The organism is Pseudomonas sp. PDNC002 (genome assembly GCF_016919445.1).
In the GTDB taxonomy this organism is placed as follows: domain Bacteria; phylum Pseudomonadota; class Gammaproteobacteria; order Pseudomonadales; family Pseudomonadaceae; genus Pseudomonas.
The window spans coordinates 2758999-2776990 of sequence record NZ_CP070356.1; the positions used below are offsets into that span (position 1 = coordinate 2758999).

General features: G+C 66.9%; 16 protein-coding genes and 1 pseudogene. 7 read left to right on the forward strand and 10 right to left on the reverse strand.

The window, feature by feature from the left end; genetic code table 11:
• Positions 1–81 precede the first annotated feature (81 nt).
• From JVX91_RS12750 to JVX91_RS12760, 3 genes are read right to left on the reverse strand one after another with little or no spacing between them, the layout of a single operon-like run.
• Positions 82–405 carry a hypothetical protein gene (locus JVX91_RS12750; RefSeq protein WP_205339559.1) on the reverse strand — a complete coding sequence of 108 codons (324 nt, stop codon included), beginning with the start codon at positions 403–405 and terminating at the stop codon, positions 82–84.
• On the reverse strand, positions 402–923 hold the full coding sequence (locus tag JVX91_RS12755; protein WP_205339560.1) for a thiamine pyrophosphate-binding protein: 522 nt from the start codon (positions 921–923) through the stop codon (positions 402–404). Before JVX91_RS12755 ends, JVX91_RS12750 begins: the two co-directional genes overlap by 4 nt.
• Positions 920–2104 (reverse strand): PepSY domain-containing protein, encoded by a 1185-nt coding sequence (locus JVX91_RS12760; protein WP_205339561.1) that lies wholly within the window; start codon positions 2102–2104, stop codon positions 920–922. Before JVX91_RS12760 ends, JVX91_RS12755 begins: the two co-directional genes overlap by 4 nt.
• Positions 2105–2411: 307 nt before the next feature.
• On the opposite strand from JVX91_RS12760, the gene JVX91_RS12765 reads away from it, so the two are divergent.
• The 7 genes from JVX91_RS12765 (at position 2412) to JVX91_RS12795 (ending at position 10323) form a co-directional block, all read left to right on the forward strand.
• Positions 2412–3032, forward strand: a complete 621-nt coding sequence (locus JVX91_RS12765; protein WP_205339562.1) for a hypothetical protein — start codon at positions 2412–2414, stop codon at positions 3030–3032.
• Positions 3033–3052: 20 nt separating this feature from the next.
• On the forward strand, positions 3053–3361 hold the full coding sequence (locus tag JVX91_RS12770) for a transcriptional repressor (protein WP_205339563.1): 309 nt from the start codon (positions 3053–3055) through the stop codon (positions 3359–3361).
• Positions 3362–3378: 17 nt separating this feature from the next.
• Positions 3379–4557 carry an efflux RND transporter periplasmic adaptor subunit gene (locus JVX91_RS12775; protein WP_205339564.1) on the forward strand — a complete coding sequence of 393 codons (1179 nt, stop codon included), beginning with the start codon at positions 3379–3381 and terminating at the stop codon, positions 4555–4557.
• Complete coding sequence (locus tag JVX91_RS12780; RefSeq protein ID WP_205339999.1) at positions 4551–6494, forward strand: ABC transporter permease; 1944 nt, start codon at positions 4551–4553, stop codon at positions 6492–6494. The genes JVX91_RS12775 and JVX91_RS12780 overlap by 7 nt, the downstream gene beginning before the upstream one ends.
• Positions 6494–7939 (forward strand): efflux transporter outer membrane subunit, encoded by a 1446-nt coding sequence (locus tag JVX91_RS12785; protein WP_205339565.1) that lies wholly within the window; start codon positions 6494–6496, stop codon positions 7937–7939. Before JVX91_RS12780 ends, JVX91_RS12785 begins: the two co-directional genes overlap by 1 nt.
• Before the next feature lie 791 nt (positions 7940–8730).
• Positions 8731–9837 (forward strand): NADH:flavin oxidoreductase/NADH oxidase, encoded by a 1107-nt coding sequence (locus JVX91_RS12790; protein WP_054908245.1) that lies wholly within the window; start codon positions 8731–8733, stop codon positions 9835–9837.
• Positions 9838–9993: 156 nt separating this feature from the next.
• A complete protein-coding gene (locus JVX91_RS12795; protein WP_205339566.1) occupies positions 9994–10323 on the forward strand; it encodes a hypothetical protein in 330 nt (109 codons plus the stop codon).
• Between the two features lie 131 nt (positions 10324–10454).
• Here the strand turns inward: JVX91_RS12795 and JVX91_RS29120 are convergent, their stop codons facing one another.
• The 7 genes and pseudogenes from JVX91_RS29120 to JVX91_RS12825 form a co-directional block, all read right to left on the reverse strand.
• Positions 10455–11285: a cache domain-containing protein gene (locus JVX91_RS29120; protein WP_345890295.1), complete on the reverse strand. Its 831-nt coding sequence runs from the start codon at positions 11283–11285 to the stop codon at positions 10455–10457.
• Positions 11271–11612 (reverse strand): annotated as a pseudogene (locus JVX91_RS29190) (methyl-accepting chemotaxis protein); the annotation flags it as partial. The pseudogene JVX91_RS29190 and the gene JVX91_RS29120, both read right to left, overlap by 15 nt.
• Before the next feature lie 197 nt (positions 11613–11809).
• Positions 11810–12286 carry an ester cyclase gene (locus tag JVX91_RS12805; protein WP_205339568.1) on the reverse strand — a complete coding sequence of 159 codons (477 nt, stop codon included), beginning with the start codon at positions 12284–12286 and terminating at the stop codon, positions 11810–11812.
• Positions 12287–12372: 86 nt separating this feature from the next.
• Positions 12373–14235, reverse strand: a complete 1863-nt coding sequence (locus JVX91_RS12810) for an FAD/NAD(P)-binding protein (protein ID WP_205339569.1) — start codon at positions 14233–14235, stop codon at positions 12373–12375.
• 342 nt (positions 14236–14577) lie between these two features.
• Complete coding sequence (locus JVX91_RS12815) at positions 14578–16002, reverse strand: gamma-aminobutyraldehyde dehydrogenase (protein ID WP_205339570.1); 1425 nt, start codon at positions 16000–16002, stop codon at positions 14578–14580.
• Between the two features lie 252 nt (positions 16003–16254).
• The gene (locus tag JVX91_RS12820; RefSeq protein WP_024766933.1) at positions 16255–17061 is read right to left on the reverse strand and encodes an ABC transporter permease; all 807 of its coding nucleotides are present in this window, start codon (positions 17059–17061) and stop codon (positions 16255–16257) included.
• A complete protein-coding gene (locus JVX91_RS12825) occupies positions 17051–17989 on the reverse strand; it encodes an ABC transporter permease (protein WP_089285880.1) in 939 nt (312 codons plus the stop codon). The genes JVX91_RS12820 and JVX91_RS12825 overlap by 11 nt, the downstream gene beginning before the upstream one ends.
• Positions 17990–17992 lie beyond the last annotated feature (3 nt).

Genomic DNA, 17992 nt, shown 5'->3' on the forward strand with positions numbered 1-17992 from the left:
AATTGAGATTAATTCGCATTCTATTTTGGATGTTTCCCCCGGAGCAAGTCCACGATTGCCACGCCAGTATGGACGGTCGAATCAGAGGCTTTTGATTTCGCTCGGCTCGACCTCCACCTGATAGCCCGGCCCGACATCGAAGAGGATGTAGAAGTCCTCGTTCGGGCGCTTGAAGGTCAGGCTGGAGTCCGCGCCCAGCTTGCCGGGAATCAGCACCTTGTTGTCGGCGCTCATCACGTCCAGGGTCACGCCCGGTGCGTCGCTGCCGTCGCTGAAGCCGCCCACACAGCGGATGGTCTCGGCGTCCAGCGCGGTGCATTCGCAGAACGGCGCGTGGGCCAGCGCGCCGGCGCTGGCGCCCAGGGCGAGGAGGGCGGCGGCGGATCGTAGAGTCGTTTTCATCATGGGCTCCGGGTCTTTTCCAGCCAGGCCACCAGCGAAGGCGAGGCCTGGTCGAGGGGAATCTGCGTCTGGTGCACGGCGCCATCCCAGCCTTCCACGGTCAGCCACAGCGCATCGCTGGCGGTGACGCGCGGCGGCACCGTCACTTCGGCGAACTGCTGGTGCGGCGTGCCGGAGAACAGCCCGCCGGCAGCGCGCAGGCTGCGCGGTTCGCCGATGCGCAGGTAGGCGGCTTTCACCTGGGGATAACAGCTGTCGCAGAAGGCCAGGGTGAACGCCTTGACGAAGCCGGCGCGGCCTTCGTCTTCCGGCCCGCCGACTTCCCATTCGGCCATGCGCGCGGTCCAGGGGCCGACCTGCACGGCGCCGATCTCGCGTTCGCCCAGGCCACGCAGGCCGCGATCCAGCTTCGCTTCGTGGAAGTACTGGGGCATGAAGCCCAGGGGAATCAGCACCAGCAGGGCGCTGAGGTGGAATCGCCAGCGCAGCCACTGGCGGCGCAGTCGGCTCGGGCTGCTCATGGGCGGGCCTCCGTGATGGTCGTGGCGATGACCCGCTCGCGGGCTTTCTGCTTCTTCAGTTCCTTGGCGGTGGCGATCAGGGTGCGCTTGCTCCAGATCATCAGGCCGCTGAGCACCATCATGCTGAGGATCAGGCCGAACACGAACCAGATCAGCTTGATCCACAGCCCGCCGAAGTCGCCGGTGTGCAGCGGGCGCATGGATTCGGTGACGAACTCCAGGCCGCTGCGGTCGCCCAGCAGGCGCACGGACGGCACGCTGCCGTCGTAGAGATTCACCGATGCGCTCTCGAACATCAGCGGGTACCAGGATTTGCCACCGACGCTCAGCGGATCGAAGGCATTGGCCGGTAGCACGAAGTAGCGCGCCTCCAGGCCCGGAATGCGTTCCTGGGCGGCCAGCACGGCGGCGTCCAGGCCGATGCGCGAGGGCGCCGCGCCATTCTCGCCCGGCGGGATCCGGTCACGCTGGATGATGGTCGGCACGCCTTCGCTGGAGATGGAGATGTTGTTGTCGAACAACACCGCCTGGATCAGGAACCAGGTGCCGGTGATGGAGATCACCGCGATGAACCAGATCGACCAGATGCCCATCAGCCGGTGCACATCGCCCCAGAAGATGCGCGCGCCCTGGCGCAGGCGCAGGGTCGGCTTGAGGAAGCCGCGCCAGAAGCGCTTGTACACCACCAGGCCGGTCACAAGCGAGGCGAGCATCGGCAGGCCCAGCAGCGAGACCAGGTACCAGCCCCAGCTGAAACCATGGGTGAAGGGCACCAGCCACCAGCCGTGCAGGGCGCGGGTGAACTGCTGGAAATCGAACAGCGGTGTCTTGCCCTGGATGACCCCGGTGTAGGGGTTGACGTAGAGCGTGGCGGTGCCGGTGTCCGGATAGGTCACGCGCGCCAGCAGGGCGAAATGCGATTCGCTGGGGACATTGATCATGCGCACGGCGGCCTGCGGCTGCTGCTCGGCGATGGCCGCGAGCACCTGGTCGTAGCCCAGGCGCTGGGCGTCGTCATCGGGCGCATTGGCACGCACGGCGGGGTCGGCGAGCCAGACGATCTCCTGGCTCACCGTGGCCAGGGTGCCGGTGATGCACACCAGGAACACGAAGAACCAGATGGGCAGGGCCAGCCAGCTGTGGACCAGGAACCAGAGCCTGGAGCGGGATTTCTTGGACATGGGGAATCACGGCCACGCAAGGACAAGACAAAGGAAAAGGCCCCCGCCGGAGCGGGCCGGCGAGGCGCGAAGACACCCAAGGAGCAGCGGTGTTCTAGCAATAAGGACGGATGAAACGGAAAAACCGGCCGTTTCCAGTTGCAAATAAATGTTTCGGCGTGGATTTCGCGGTCTTTTCCATTTCTTTACACATTTTCGGTGCGCGTTTTTCGCTGCTCATCCGTCTTGTATGTGAAAGCGATCGATTCGCAACGGAAGCGAATGTCGCTTTCTTCAGACAAGCGCCTTCAAGACAGGAGAACCTCGCATGACCGTGACCCTTCGCCAGCTCTCGCTGCTGGCCGTGGCGCTGAGCTGCGCGCCATTGGCCAACGCGGACTATCTGTGGCTGGAACGCAATGCAGGCCAGAGCGCGAAAAGCTACTTCAGCGAACTGCAGCCCGGCGAGCACCTGCCGGTGGCCCAGTTGCAGAATCCGCACGTCGTCCTGGGCGACGGCAAGACCGCGCCGATGAAGGCCGGCGTCGAGTCCTTCGAGATCGGCAACGTTCCCGCAGGCGACCTGCGCGCCGCCGCCCAGCGCGCGGAAGGCAGCACCCTGACCATCTATCAGGCACGCGAAGGCCGCAGCGAAACCAACGCGCAGAATGATCTGGAACTGGTGCCCACCACGCCCGGCGGCAATACCTTCGCCCTGCACTGGAAAGGCACCGTGGTGCCGGCCTCGCAGGTCAACGTGTACACCTCCGAGCAGTGGAGCCGCAGCCTGAAACCGGCGGCGGACGGCACGGTGACCCTGGCCACGCCGTTCCCGGCGCGCTATGTGCTGGAGGTCTCCGCCCAGGTCAACGGCGGCGCCAGCGTCGACGGCAAGCGCTATGACAGCGTGATCCACGTTTCCACCCTGTCTTTCGAGGTGCGCCCATGACATCGCCCCTAAGAGCAACCGTGAAAGCCAGCACCCCGGTCCGCCCGCGCCTGCCGCGCCCGGCCCGCCAATTGCTGGAGCACGCCGGCCTGCGCAGCAGCCTGCCGCGCCTGAATATCCTCGATGCCCTGGTGGCCTGTCGCAGGGCGACCGCGGTGGAGCTGCATGCCTACCTGGAGGAGCCCGGCCTGCCGATCTCCCTCAGTTGCGTCAGCCAGACCCTGCGCCGGCTGCACCTCTCCGGCCTGCTCGAACGCGACGAGAACAAGCGATACAGCCTGGCACCCGGAGCGGTGGCGGCCATGGGCAAATCGAGCGAATTGCACTGACAGCAAGGATGTAGTGGATGGGACGGGGGAAGAAGGGCCGCCTGCTGACGCTGGCGGCCCTGTTGGTCGTTGTGGGGGGCGGATTGGTCTGGGCGTTGGGGCGCGATGGCGTGCGCTACCAGACCCAGACAGTACAGCGGGGCGATATCGAAGCGACGGTGAGTGCCATCGGCACGCTGCGACCGCGCACCCAGGTGGAAGTGGGCGTGCGGGTTTCCGGGCAGATCGACCGCCTACTGGTGAAGGCCGGCGATGTGGTGGAGCAGGGCCAGTTGCTGGCCGAGATCGACCCGCGCATTCCACAGGCCACGGTGGATGCCGGCAAGGCCCAATTGGCCGACTTGCAGGCGCAGCTCGCCGAGCAGCGCGCCCAACTGCAACTGGCCGAACAGAAGCATGGCCGCCAGCGACAGATGTACGCCGAGGGCTCCACGCGCCTGGAGGACCTGCAGACAGCCGAGGCCGAGCGCAAGGTGTCCGCCGCGCGCATCGACCAGTTGCAGGCGAAGATCCAGCAGACCCGCTCGACCCTCAGCGCCGACCAGACCCAACTGGACTACACCCGCGTCTATGCGCCCATCGCCGGCGCGGTGATCTCGGTGAAGGCCGAGCAGGGCCAGACTCTCAATGCCACCTACCAGACCCCGGCGATCCTGCGTATCGCCGACCTGTCGTCGATGACCGTGTGGACGGATGTTTCCGAAGCCGATGTCGGCCGGGTGCGCGCCGGCATGCCGGTGCGCTTCACCACCCTGGGCGGTGACGGCCGCAGCTGGACCGGCAGCGTGCGCCAGGTACTGCCGGCGCCGGAAGAACCCAAGACCGAGGAAAGCAGCAGCGGAAGCGGCCAGGCCAGCAGCGGCACCAGCAAGGTCGTGCTGTACACCGTGCTGTTCGACGTGGACAACGCCGACGGCGCGCTGATGCCGCAGATGACCGCCCAGGTCACCTTCGTCAACGCCGCCGCCACGGATGTGCTCGCCGTCCCGCTCACCGCGCTGGAGTCCGTGCCGCAACAGCGTGGCCTGTACCGCGCGCGGGTGCTGGATGGCGCCGGCCAGTTGCAGACCCGCGAGGTGCGCGTCGGCGTGCGCAACCGGCTGCAGGGCGAAGTGCTCGACGGCCTGGCGGAAGGCGACGAACTGATACTTGGCGAGCTGACCGCCCAGGAAGGCCCGCGGAGATTCACCTGGTGACCGCCCTGATCGAACTGGACGGCATCGTCAAACACTACGGCGGCGGAGCCAGTCCGAAGGTCACGGTGCTGCACGGGGTTTCCCTGCGCATCGAACCGGGCGAATTCGTCGCCATCGTCGGCGCCTCCGGCTCGGGCAAATCCACCCTGATGCACATCCTCGGCTGCCTGGATCGACCCAGCGCCGGCAGCTATCGCTTCGCTGGCAGCGACGTGGCGCGGATGGACAGCGACGAACTGGCCTGGCTGCGCCGCGAGGCGTTCGGCTTCGTGTTCCAGGGTTACCACCTGATTCCCACGTGCAGCGCGCGGGAGAACGTCGAAGTCCCTGCGCTCTACGCCGGCCGTGCCGCCGATGAGCGCCATCAGCGAGCCAGCCAGTTGCTGCACCGCCTGGGCCTGGGCGAGCGCCTGGACAACCGCCCCAACCAGCTCTCCGGCGGCCAGCAGCAGCGTGTGTCCATCGCCCGCGCGCTGATGAACGGCGGGCGCATCATTCTCGCCGACGAACCCACCGGCGCGCTGGACAGCCGCAGCGGCGAAGAGGTCATGGCGCTGCTGGATGAGCTGTCCGCCCAGGGCCACACGCTGATCCTCATCACCCACGACCGCGAGGTGGCGGCGCGGGCAAGGCGCGTCATAGAGATCCGCGATGGCCACATCGTCTCCGACAGCGGCGGGCAGGCCGGCGCCGCCGCGTTGCCGCTTCCCGATCTGCGCGACGCCCGCGAAGCCGGAGGGGCAAGCCTGGCCGGCGACCTGCTGGAAGCGCTGCGCTCGGCCTGGCGCGTGATGTGGCTGAACCGCTTCCGCACGGCGCTTACGTTGCTGGGCATCGTCATCGGCGTGGCCTCGGTGATCGTCATGCTCGCCATCGGCCTGGGCACCAAGCAGCGCGTGGTGCAGCAGATGGCGTCGCTGGGCGCGACCATCATGTACGTCAGCGGCGACTATCCCCCCGAGGGCGGGCCCATCGGTGCGGTGACCGTGGATGACCTGGCAGCGGTGGCCGAGCTGCCGGAGGTGCGCCATGCCATGCCGGTGATCGGCAACGCCCTGACCGTGCGTTACGGCAACCTGTCCAAGTCGCTCTACACCTTCGCTTCCACCGAGGAAATGCCGCTGATCCACCGCTGGCCAGTGGTGCAGGGGCGCTTCTTCACCGCCGCCGAGGACCGCGAACTGGCGCCGCTGGTGGTGATGGGGCACAAGGCCTGGACCTACTTCTTCCCCGACGGAGAGAGCCCGCTGGGCCGGCAACTGCTGGTGGGCAATGCGCTGTTCGAGGTGATCGGCGTGCTCAAGGAGAAGGGCGCCGATTCGGGCGTCGAGGACTACGACGAGATGCTCTTCATCCCCTACAACGCCGGCCGCGCGCGGGTCTACAAGGGCATGACCGATCCTGACTACGCGGTGATCGACGCCATGTCGCCGGCGCTGGTGAAAGAGGCGGAAGAGGCCATGAAGGAGCTGCTGCTGGAGCGTCACGGGCGCAAGGACTTCGGCATCGGCAACGCCGCCGCCAAGTTGCAGGCCCAGGCCGAGGCGCAGGACAGCATGACCCTGATGCTCAGCCTGATCGCCGCCGTATCGCTGCTGGTGGGCGGCATCGGCGTGATGAACGTGATGCTGATGACCGTGCGCGAACGTACCCGCGAGATCGGCATTCGCGTAGCCACCGGCGCGCGGCAGCGCGACATCCTTCGGCAGTTTCTCTCCGAATCCACCTTGCTGAGCCTGGTGGGCGGGTTGATCGGCGTGGTCATCGGTTTGTCCATCGGTGCCGTGCTGCTGCTTAGCGGCGTGCCGGTAGTGTTCTCGCTGACGGCGATCCTCGGCGCGTTCGGTTGCGCCTTGGTCACCGGGCTGGTGTTCGGCTATGCGCCGGCCCGGCAGGCGGCGCGGCTCGACCCGGTTGTCGCGCTGGGAGGTGAGTGATGAAGGCGCGACTGTTATTGCTCTGCCTGCTGCTGGCCGGCTGTTCGTTGCAGGAGCCGGCGCCGTCGCACCAGATCGCCGCGCCTGCTGCTTGGGCACACACCGCCGCGCCGGCTGCAGCGCAACTGGATGCCCAGTGGTGGCGCCAGTTCGGTAGCGCCGAGCTGGACCAGTTGGTCGCCCGCGCTGCCCGCGACAGCTATGATTTGCAGGCCGCCGAGGCGCGCCTGCGCCAGGCCCGTGCGGCCTTGCAGATCGCCGGCGCGCCCCTGCTGCCGGAAGTGAACGGCACGTTGAACGCCTCGCGCCAGGGACGCCTGGGTGGTAGCGCGGAGGTGGCGGGAAATGCGTTCGGTCTCGGCCTGCAAACCCGTTACGAGCTGGACCTGTGGGGCCGCAACCAGGCGCTGCGCGACGCGGCTCGAGCGCAATGGCGGGCCAGCGAGTTCGACCTGTACAGCACCCACCTGAGCCTGACCGCCGCCGTCGCCACCGCCTGGCTGGAGCACGCCGGCCTGAGCGAGCGCCTGCGCATTGCCGGGCTGAACCTGAAGAACGCCGAGGACGTGCTCGCCACCCTGGAATCGCGCCAGCGCGCCGGGGCGGCCATGCCGCTGGAACTCGCCCAGCAGCGCGCGCTGCTCGCGGGGCTGCGAGTCGAACAGGCAGACCTGCGCCAGCAGGCGGCGCAAAGCGAAGTGGCGGTGGCCGTATTGCTCGGCAGCACGCGCCAGGAACTGCGCCTGCAGGCGGACTCGTTGAACGCCCTGAGCGACCCGGGCATCGCGGCGGGAGTGCCATCGCAGTTGCTGGCCCGGCGGCCGGACCTCGCTCGCGCCGAGGCACAGCTGCAAAGTGCCGCCGCCGATCTGGGCGCCGCCCGTGCTGCGCTGTTCCCGCAACTCACCCTGGGGCTGGACCTGAACAGCGGCGGCTCGCGCCTGGGTGATCTCACCAGTGATCCGCTCTACAGCGTCAGCGGCGGGTTGGTCGCGCCGATCTTCAATCATGGCCGCCTGAGCGGCCAGCGTGATCTTGCCCAGGCTCGGCAGGAAGAGCTGTTGGCGGACTACCGCGCAGCGATCATCACCGCGTTCGGCGAAGTGGAATCCGGCCTGGACGCCATCGACGGGCTGGAGGCACGGCTACAGGCCCAGGCCGAGCAGGTGCGCCAGGCCGAGCGAGCCTTCGAGCTGGCCAGCTCCCGCTACCGCGCGGGGGCCGAGGACCTGCTGGTGCTGCTCGACGCCCAGCGCACGCTGTACGCCGCGCAGGACGGCCTGGCCAACCTGCGCCAGTTGCGCTTGCAGGCCAGCGTGGCCCTGTACAAGGCGCTCGGCGGCGGTTGGCAATCGGGCGCCGCATGGCACTCGGCTGTCCCGGCTTTGCCGGGAATTCGCGGAGAAGCTCCGCTCCTACAAGAGCCGCGCCGGGATGACCTGTAGGAGCGGACCTTGTCCGCGACCCGGCCGATAGGCCGGTGCCCTCACGCCACTCGGTTGTCCCGGCTTTGCCGGGAATTCGCGGAGAAGCTCCGCTCCTACAAGAGCCGCGCCGGGATGACCTGTAGGAGCGGACCCTGTCCGCGACCCGGCCGATAGGCCGGCGCCCCCATGCCGCCCGGCTGTCCCGGCTTCGCCGGGAATTCGCGGAGAAGCTCCGCTCCTACAAGAGCCGCGCCGGGATGAGCTGTAGGAGCGGACCCTGTCCGCGATCCGGCCGATAGGCCGGCGCCCCCACGCCACTCGGCTGTCCCGGCTTTGCCGGGAATTCGCGGAGAAGCTCCGCTCCTACAAGAGCCGCGCCGGGGATGAGCTGTAGGAGCGGACCTTGTCCGCGACCCGGCCGATAGGCCGGTGCTCCCACTTCACTCGGTTGTCCCGGCTTCGCCGGGAATTCGCGGAGAAGCTCCGCTCCTACAAGAGCCGCGCCGGGGATGAGCTGTAGGAGCGGACCTTGTCCGCGATCCGGCCGATAGGCCGGTGCTCCCACTTCACTCGGCTGTCCGGGCTTCGCCGGGAATTCGCGGAGAGGCTCCGCTCCTACAAGAGCCGCGCCGGGGATGAGCTGTAGGAGCGGACTTTGTCCGCGATGTCCTCGAGCATTACGGACAGGGCCTGCGCCGACGAGGTTTGCGCGGGTAGGAACGGCTTCCACCGATCATCGGAGCCTATCCTTAGGCGATCCCGGTCTACAGTTGAAGTGACAAGTTCTGAAGACCCGAGGGAGTGCCACCATGAGCCAGTTGTTCGAGCCCCTGACCCTGCGTCAGCTGACCCTGTCCAACCGCATCGCCGTATCCCCCATGTGCCAATACTCCGCCCAGGACGGCCTGGCCAACGACTGGCACCTGGTACACCTGGGCAGTCGCGCCGTCGGCGGCGCCGGCCTGGTGATCGTCGAAGCCACAGCCGTCGCCCCGGAAGGACGGATCAGCGCCGAGGACCTGGGCATCTGGAATGACGAGCAGGTCGAGCCGCTGCGGCGCATCACCCGCTTCATCGAGTCCCAGGGCGCGGTGGCCGGCGTGCAGCTGGCCCACGCCGGGCGCAAGGCGAGCACCTGGGCGCCGTGGCTGGGCAAGCATGGCTCGGTGCCGATCAGCGAGGGTGGCTGGACACCGGTGGCGCCCTCGGCCATCGCCTTCGACCCGCAACACACCGCGCCCATCGCCCTGAGCGAAGAGCAGATGGCGACCATCAAGCACCAGTTCGTGCGCGGCGCCGAGCGCGCCCTGGCCGCCGGCTTCAAGATTGCCGAGGTGCACGCGGCCCATGGCTACCTGCTGCACCAGTTCCTCTCGCCGCTCTCCAACCAGCGCCGCGACCAGTACGGCACCTGCTTCGAGAACCGCATCCGCTTCCTCCTCGAAATCACCGAGGCGGTGCGGGCGGTGTGGCCGCAGGAGCTGCCGCTGTTTGTCCGTCTGTCCGCCACCGACTGGGTGGAGGACGGCTGGAACCCCGACGAAACCGTGGAGCTGGCGCGGCGCCTGAAGGGCCTGGGCGTGGACCTGATCGATGTGTCTTCCGGTGGCACTGCGGTGAACGCCGAGATTCCGGTGGGGCCGGGCTACCAGACGCAGTTCGCCGAGCGCGTGCGCAAGGAAGCCGGCGTGGCCAGCGGCACCGTCGGCATGATCACCGAGCCGGTGCAGGCCGAGCACATCCTGCGCACCGGGCAGGCCGACCTGATCCTGCTGGCCCGCGAGTTGCTGCGCGATCCTTACTGGCCGCTGCACGCCGCCGATGAACTGGGCGGCCAGCCGGTGCCCTGGCCGGCGCAATACCTGCGCGCTGCGCAACGCGGCACGCCGAAGCGCAAGGCCTTCGGACAGGCCTGAGCCACGGGCAGGTCACGCTGACCCGATCAGCGTGACCTCTCGGTCAGGAAAAGAATTGAAATGTGATATCTGTCGCAAGGTGGCACTGTGATGCTACCCTCACCGTGCTCGCGCAAGGACTGCGCAACTACCCACCCGAGCATCACTGGAGCACGCATGGACGCATCTGCAACGCCTGCTGTCATTCCGCAATCCGAAATCGCTCTCTTGGCGAACATCCTCGCCCTCGCCACCCGCAACATGTCCAACCTCAGCACGCTGATCACCCAGCTCTCGGTGGAACTCGGCCATAGCCCGGACCCGCACCTGCAGCGTGTCGGCCAGCGCGTGCTGGCGGATGTCGATGTGCTGGCGCAATCCCTGGATACCCAATGGGAGCTGATTGGCACCCTGGCGCGCTTCTGCCCGTTGCTGTCGCGTACGCCGCTGGTGAAGCCGGCGCTGGTGACGGAAATCCATATCACCGAATTGCCTGACCGGGCGTAGTTGGTCCCGGACCGATTCGGCTGCGCCGGGGTTTCGCGGACAAGGTCCGCTCCTACAGGTCAGCTACGGTGTGGCTTTTGTAGGAGCGGAGCTTCTCCGCGAAAGGCGCCCGAAGGGCGCCCTGCTGACTATCACTCCGTCGCCTGCGCCAGCTCGAAGCTCATCATCAACGCCCAGGGCGCATCGCTGTCGCCGACACGGATCGGTTGCAGCAGCTCCACACGCTGGCCCTTCACCTGTTCCCAGGCCTTGCCCTGGGCGATGGCGTTGCGCGCTTCCTGCGGCAGTTCGCTGGCCTTGTCGCCCAGGCGTTTGGCGTCGGCGTGCGTGACGTAGACGCCCGCATTGGAGAGCAGCGCGTAGCGGCCGCCGCCCATGGGCGTCAGCTTGCCAAGACTTTCCTGCAACTGGTGCAAGGTGTAGTCGGCGCCGAGGATGCCGAGGAAGCGGCCGTTGGCGTACATGGGTGACATGAACGAGGTCATCAGCACGGTGCTGCCGGCGACGCTGTATTCGTAGGGTTCCATGAACACGTCGCGGCCCTTGTCGCGGGGGACCTGGTACCAGTCGCCGCTGCCGTCGGCCTTGTCGTAGCCGACCAGGCATTCGCGCTGGGCCACGCCGCTGCCACGGTGCCAGTAGGCCATCAGGCGGCCGCTGGCGTCGTGGCCCGGCGCATCGATGAACTCGCGGTCGCGGCCGTCGAAGGCATTGGGCTCGCAGCCGCAGGCGAAGGCCAGCAGGTCGGGGTTGCGCGTGAGGTACTCGTGCATCACCGCGTCGATCTGCTCGCGCTGCGGGCCGAGGTTGCGCGCCTTCAGGCCGAGGATGAAGTTCTTCAGGCCATAGAGCGCGGTGGCCATCACGGCGAAGCGCGCTTCCAGGCGCTGGGCTTCGCCGGCCAGCACCACGCGGGCGGTGTCCAGCAGGCTGGAGTGTTCGGCCTGTTCGACATCGGCCAGGGCCTTGGCACTTTCGTTCTTGATCGAGGCCACGACGTTGCCGATGTCGGCGGTGGCGTTGGCTGACTGGGTGGCCAGGCGGCGCACCTCGTCGGCGACCACGGCGAAGCCGCGCCCGCTTTCCCCGGCGCGGGCGGCTTCGATGGCGGCATTGAGCGCCACCAGGTTGGTATTCCTGGCGATCTGCTTGATGGTTTCGGAAACCTTGCTGATCTGCGTCCAGCGCACGTTGAGGTCGGCGATCAGTTGCTTGACCTGGTCGATGGTGGAGCGGGTGCTGGAGCTGTCTTCGGCGCTGGCGGGCCGGCTTTCCTGTGGGCTTGGCATGGGTTGGGACACTGCAGTGGCGGATGAGGGCAGGGGTAGGCGAGGGCTTCTTTCTTCTAATGTCAGCCGCACCCGGAGGCGCGGCTGTGTAGTAGAGCGCTGGTCGTGGTTACGTAGGGCGAATAACGCGTAGCGTTATCCGCCGCCATGGCTGGACGGCGGATAACCCGTTCTGGGTTATGCGCCCTACGTTTCCGTTACCAACCCAACTGCTTGTGCAGCCCCAGGGCGTCGTAGTAGTCGCCCTGGTAGACGATCTTGCCGTCCTTGACCTTCACGTAGCTCACACCGTCGAACGACAGCGGCTTGTTGGTCGCCGGGGTCTGGGCGTCCCAGGCGCCGGTGTTGGTGCCGCTGAAGGTCCACTGGAAGGCGATGCCATCCTTGTCGATGATCGGCTTGCCGTTCATCTTCCACTTCAGGTCCGGAACGGCCCCCACGAACACCTTGATCACGTTGTCACGCGCGGCATCGCGGCCCTTCTGCGGAGTGCCGACGGTGACGTCGAAGTACTCCGCATCCTTGGCCAGGTAGCCGGCGGCCTTCTCGGCGTCGTGGGCGTTCCACGCGGCCATGTAGGCATCGACGATCTGTTTTGGCGACTCTGCGGCCTGGACCAGGCTGGCAAAGGTGAACAGCGACAGCAGGTAAAACGCTCTGACGAGGTGACGCATGCTTGCCTCCGTTGCGGGCGTGCCCGCGGGGTTTCGGCCGGATGGCCGTTGTGTGTGGCGCCACGCAGGGCGTGGCGCCGGGTCTATCAGGACAGTTCGCCCACCGCGCGCCAGGCTTCGTCGATGGCGGCATGGGCATAGGCGTCCCAGGCTGCGTCGGAGTTGGCGATGGTGACGTTGCCGACCTTGGTGCGGGCCAGGTTCATCAGTTTTTCGCTCTCTTCCTCATCATCGAAGAGGCTGTTGGAGAAGTACGAATAGCCGTGCGACCAACGGTTGATGGTGATCGCCTGGATATCCTTCTGATGATCGAAGCCGGCCGGGCCGAGCATGGCCTGCAGCTGGTCGCGGATCATGCCCTCCATCTGCTCGAAGCTCATGGCGTAGAGCTTGCCGCGGCCGACGCGGGCCTGGGTGCGCGCGTCCATGCCGGCGTTCGGGCTGGTGGGCACGTAGACCATGTGCAGGCCGATGGGCTGGTTCGGGTCGCGCGGGTGGCTGTAGCCGCCGATGTCCACCGGGTAGTCCAGCTTCACGCGGCTGTATGGCTGGCTCGGTGCGTAGATCTCGTGCACGCCCAGCTTCATGAAGCTCTGCCAGTTGCGGATCACCACCTTGGTGTACACCAGCGGGAACTTCACGTTCTGCGCCAGGGCATGGGACTGCTCGGCGGAGAGATCGCGCAGGATGTACGGGATGATCATGTTGTAGCAGGCCAGCACGCAGTGCTTGGCGCGCACGCGGTGCAGGGCGCCGGCGCGGCTGTAGCCGACGTCCACGCCGCCGTCGCGGTTCTTCACGCTCACAGCGGTGCTGTTCAGGCGCAGGCGTACGGCGTTGCTCGGCTGGTCCAGCTTGGCGTAGTCGAAGGTGGCCAGGACGATGTCGTTCATGTCCTTGCCCGGCGCCACGCCCGGAATCAGGCCACGCACCAGCAGGCGCGCCAGCGAGGCGTTGCCGTCGGGGAAGTGGTAGATGTACGGCTCTTCCATCTCCGCCTTGGCTTCCTCGCTGATGGGCGAGAGGTCCATCGCGCCGAAACCGGGGAAGCCCACGGAATAGGCCGAATCGGCGGGGACGGCATCGATGCTCAGCGCAGAGAAGTCGTTGGTGCGGCTGAGGAAGTAGCGGGTGGCGGCTTCGCTCAGGCCGACGTCCTTGCGCAGGAAGTCCTGGTAGCTGGTCTTGGCCAGGTGCGCTTCCTTCTCCTCGCGGGTCTTGCCGGCGAGGTAATCCTTCGGTGCCTCGTGCAGGTCGATCAGCGCCTGGCGGTCGGCCTCGGGAAGCGGGAAGTCGCCGATGAAGGCGCGCCAGCTGCGGGCGTTGAGTTTTTCCGGGGCGATGTCGTCGGCCACCATCGGCGTCGGGTCACCGCTGACCATCTTCGCCTCGCCGAAGCCGGCCTTGTCGAAGAACACCCCGCGCGACAGGCCCAGGTTCGGGTAGAAGTCACGGTCGAAGGCGGTCTCGAAACGGTCGACGTCGACGTTGAGCTGCTTGAGCAGGTTGTTGACGGTGTCGCTGTACAGGTGCTTGGGCGACTGGAAGGCTTCGCTGCCGCCGTAGCCGAGGATCATCCGGCCACCGGCCTGGAATTCATTGCGCTTGGCGTGGCCGCCGAAGTCGTCGTGGTTCTCGATGATCAGCACGCGCGCCTTGGGGTACTTCTGCCGGTAGAACCAGGCCGCGGACAGACCGCTGATGCCGCCACCGACCACCACCAGGTCGTACTGCTCCTCGATCTTCAGGCCATCGGTATTGAATACCTTCTTCTCCCAGCCCATCTGGTGCGCGACCTCGAACGCGCCGGGATGGCTGCCGCGCATGCCGGTCAGGGCAGGCGGGTAGTAGCGGCCGGACGGAGCGGCCTGGAGAAGTTGCAGCGGGGTGAGGCCCGCGCCGATGGTGAGGGCAACGCCGTTGAGGAAGTCGCGGCGGGTGATGGTCATGGGAAGTCCTTGCAAGGTGATGGCCCGGGACAGGGCTGTCATGGTTTTGCCCTTCCATACCGGAAGGGGGTGCGGCATGCGTGGCCGCGCGGCGGTCCCGGTCGAGCGGGGCGCCGTTGAACCAGCGGACCTTGGTCCGCTGGTTGCTTTTTTCACCGTACTGTTGGGCCTCGCGAGCTAGAGCGCAGCAAGGCGGAAGGCGGTTTGGGCCCAGGAGGGTAAATAACTGGGTACGAACCGCCTTGACTCGCTTTGCTCGCCCTGCGGGCCAGCCGCTGGCTGTTACTTCGCTGCGCTACGTTTCAACGCAGCTCCGCCGACGCGCAGCAGGCCGCGCTCCAATCAGTGTTTGATCATGACGTGGCGGATGGCCGTGTAGTCCTCGAGGCCATACATCGACATGTCCTTGCCGTAGCCCGACAGCTTCATGCCGCCGTGGGGCATTTCGGTGGTCAGCATGAAGTGCGTGTTGACCCAGGTGCAGCCGTACTGCAGGCGCGCGGACAGGCGATGGGCGCGGCCGATGTCGCTGGTCCACACCGAGGAGGCCAGGCCGTAGTCGGAGTCGTTCGCCCAGGCCAGCGCCTGCGCTTCGTCGTCGAACTCTGTGACCGAAACCACCGGGCCGAAGATTTCGCGACGGACCACTTCGTCGTCCTGGCGGGCGCCGGCGAGCACGGTCGGCTCGAAGAAGAAGCCCGCGCGGTCGGCACGCTTGCCGCCGGTGACCACTTCGATGTGCGGTACCTGCTTGGCGCGCTCAACGAAACCGACGACGCGCTCCAGGTGCTGCTCGGTGATGACCGGGCCCAGCTCGGTGTTCGGATCGTCCTGCTCGCCGTACTGGATGCTGGCCACGGCGGCGCCGAGCTTCTCCACGAACTTGGCGTAGATGCCTTTCTGCGCGTAGATGCGGCAGGCGGCGGTGCAGTCTTGCCCTGCGTTGTAGAAGCCGAAGGTGCGGATGCCTTCCACGGCGGCGTCGATGTCGGCGTCGTCGAAGATCAGTACCGGGGCCTTGCCGCCCAGTTCCATGTGCATGCGCTTCACGGTGTCGGCGGTGCCGGCGATGATGCGGCTACCGGTGGCGACCGAGCCGGTCAGCGAGACCATGCGTACTTTCGGGTGGGTGGTCAGCGGCTCGCCAACGGTCGGGCCACGGCCGAACACCAGGTTGACCACGCCGGCGGGGAAGATCTCGGCCATCAGCTGCGCCAGGCGCAGGGCGGTCAGCGGGGTCTGCTCGGACGGCTTGAGCACCACGGTGTTGCCGGCGGCCAGGGCCGGGCCGAGTTTCCAGGCGACCATCATCAGCGGGTAGTTCCACGGCGCGATGGAGGCGACCACGCCGACTGGGTCACGGCGGATCATCGAGGTGTGGCCCGGCAGGTATTCGCCAGCGGCGGAGCCTTGCATCACGCGGCAGGCGCCGGCGAAGAAGCGGAACACGTCGGCCACGGCCGGCAGTTCGTCGTTCAGCGCGGCGGAGTAGGGCTTGCCGCAGTTGTTGGATTCCAGGCGGGCCAGTTCCTCGGCGTTGGCGTCGATGGCGTCGGCCAGTTGCAGCAGGAGCATCGCGCGGTCTTTCGGCGCGGTCTGCGACCAGCTGTCGAAGGCGGCATCGGCGGCCAGCACGGCGGCGTCGACCTGGGCCGGGGTGGCCTCGGCGATTTCCACCAGGGTGGTGCCCAGGGACGGGTTCACAACAGCGAGCTTCTCGCCTTCGCCAGCGACCAGTTGGCCGTTGATCAGCAGGTTGGTTTGCATGGTTGAGTCCTCTTGGTCAGGAACGTAGTGCAAATTCGGTTGGGTGTTTCTTTTTAGGGGCCTGCCGGGGAGTGGGCCGGCGGGCCTGAGGGGTTCTGTTGGGCTCTGTGCCATGCGGCCCTCACCCTAACCCTCTCCCGGAGGGAGAGGGGACTGTTTGGTGCTGGCTGAAACCATTGCGTCAGCCGGCACGTACAGCTCCCTCTCCCCTGGGGAGAGGGCGGGGGTGAGGGGTTTCGCATGGCACCCAAATTACTTCCCGCTCCCCGCCACGCCCTCACCACCCTTGGTCAGGTAGTAGGCGCCGAGGATCGGCAGCATGGTCACGATCATCACCAGCATCGCTACCACGTTGGTCACCGGCACGTCGCGCGGGCGGCCCAGCTGGTTGAGCAGCCAGATCGGCAGGGTGCGTTCGTGGCCGGCCGTGAAGGTGGTGACGATGATCTCGTCGAAGGACAGCGCGAACGCCAGCATGCCGCCCGCCAGCAGCGCCGAGCCGAGGTTCGGCAGGATCACGTAGCGGAAGGTCTGCCAGCCGTCGGCGCCCAGGTCCATCGAGGCTTCGATGAGGCTGTGGGAGGTGCGGCGGAAGCGCGCGATGACGTTGTTGTAGACGATCACCACGCAGAAGGTGGCGTGGCCGATGACGATGGTCAGGAAGCCCGGCTCGATGCCGAGGGTCTTGAACGCCGACAGCAGCGCGATGCCGGTGATGATGCCGGGCAGGGCGATCGGCAGGATCAGCATCAGCGAGATGCCTTCCTTGCCGAAGAAGTCGCGGCGGTACAGCGCGGCGGCCGCAAGCGTGCCCAGGAGCATGGCGATCAGCGTGGCGACGCTGGCGATCTTCACCGACAGCTCGATGGCTTCGAGCACGTCCTGGCGCGCGAAGGCGACGCTGAACCAGTGCAGGGTGAAGCCCTTGGGCGGGAAGCTGAAGGCCGCGTCCTCGGTGTTGAAGGCGTACAGGAAGATGATCAGGATCGGGAAGTGCAGGAACACCAGCCCGCCCCAGGCAGCTGCTTTGAGCCCCCAGGAAGCTTTCTCAGAGTGCATCGAAGGCCCCCAGGCGTTTGACGATGGACAGGTACACGGCGATCAGCACGATCGGAACGAGAGTGAAGGCGGCGGCCATCGGCATGTTGCCGATCGCGCCCTGCTGGGCGTAGACCATGCTGCCGATGAAGTAGCCGGGCGGGCCCACCAGTTGCGGCACGATGAAGTCGCCCAGGGTCAGGCTGAAGGTGAAGATCGAGCCGGCGGCGATGCCGGGGATCGACAGTGGCAGGATGACCTGAAAGAAGGTCTGCCGCGGGTGCGCGCCGAGGTCCGCCGAGGCTTGCAGCAGCGACGGCGGCAGGCGCTCCAGGGAGGCCTGGATCGGCAGGATCATGAACGGCAGCCAGATGTACACGAACACCAGGAAGCGCCCGAAGCTGGAGGTGGACAGGGTGTTGCCACCGATGCCCGGAATGCCCAGCAACAGGTTCAGCACGGGCTCAAGGCCCAGGTGCTGGACGAACCACATCGCCACGCCGCCCTTGGCCAGCAGCAGGGTCCAGGCGTAGGCCTTGACGATGTAGCTGGCCCACATCGGCATCATCACGGCGATGTAGAAGAACGCCTTGGTCTTGCCGGTGGTGTAGCGCGCCATGTAGTAGGCGATGGGGAAGGCCACCGCGCCGCTGGCGATCGACACTGCGACCGCCATCAGCACGGTGCGCTGGATGATGTCGAAGTTGGAGCCGCTGAACAGCGAGCCGAAGTTGGCCCAGGTCAGGTCCGGCGTCACCGTCATGGTGAAGTCGTCGAAGGTGTAGAAACCCTGCCACAGCAGCGTCAGCAGCGAGCCGAGGTAGATCGCGCCGAACCACAGCAGCGGCGGGATCAGCAGCAGCGAGAGGTATAGCGTCGGCTTGCGGTACAGCAGGTTGGACAGGCGGCGCAGCGGGCCATTGCTGGCCGCCGGCAGCGCTGCATTCATCGT

What these genes read in the sequence shown, in the direction of transcription:
- JVX91_RS12755 (WP_205339560.1), bottom strand. Translation starts at nt 923, where the DNA reads ATGAGCAGCCCGAGCCGACTGCGCCGCCAGTGGCTGCGCTGGCGATTC.
- JVX91_RS12790 (WP_054908245.1), top strand. Translation starts at nt 8,731, where the DNA reads ATGAGCCAGTTGTTCGAGCCCCTGACCCTGCGTCAGCTGACCCTGTCC.
- JVX91_RS12810 (WP_205339569.1), bottom strand. Translation starts at nt 14,235, where the DNA reads ATGACCATCACCCGCCGCGACTTCCTCAACGGCGTTGCCCTCACCATC.
- JVX91_RS12820 (WP_024766933.1), bottom strand. Translation starts at nt 17,061, where the DNA reads ATGCACTCTGAGAAAGCTTCCTGGGGGCTCAAAGCAGCTGCCTGGGGC.
- JVX91_RS12805 (WP_205339568.1), bottom strand. Translation starts at nt 12,286, where the DNA reads ATGCGTCACCTCGTCAGAGCGTTTTACCTGCTGTCGCTGTTCACCTTT.
- JVX91_RS12785 (WP_205339565.1), top strand. Translation starts at nt 6,494, where the DNA reads ATGAAGGCGCGACTGTTATTGCTCTGCCTGCTGCTGGCCGGCTGTTCG.
- JVX91_RS12825 (WP_089285880.1), bottom strand. Translation starts at nt 17,989, where the DNA reads ATGAATGCAGCGCTGCCGGCGGCCAGCAATGGCCCGCTGCGCCGCCTG.
- JVX91_RS12765 (WP_205339562.1), top strand. Translation starts at nt 2,412, where the DNA reads ATGACCGTGACCCTTCGCCAGCTCTCGCTGCTGGCCGTGGCGCTGAGC.
- JVX91_RS12775 (WP_205339564.1), top strand. Translation starts at nt 3,379, where the DNA reads ATGGGACGGGGGAAGAAGGGCCGCCTGCTGACGCTGGCGGCCCTGTTG.
- JVX91_RS12795 (WP_205339566.1), top strand. Translation starts at nt 9,994, where the DNA reads ATGGACGCATCTGCAACGCCTGCTGTCATTCCGCAATCCGAAATCGCT.
- JVX91_RS12750 (WP_205339559.1), bottom strand. Translation starts at nt 405, where the DNA reads ATGATGAAAACGACTCTACGATCCGCCGCCGCCCTCCTCGCCCTGGGC.
- JVX91_RS12760 (WP_205339561.1), bottom strand. Translation starts at nt 2,104, where the DNA reads ATGTCCAAGAAATCCCGCTCCAGGCTCTGGTTCCTGGTCCACAGCTGG.
- JVX91_RS12815 (WP_205339570.1), bottom strand. Translation starts at nt 16,002, where the DNA reads ATGCAAACCAACCTGCTGATCAACGGCCAACTGGTCGCTGGCGAAGGC.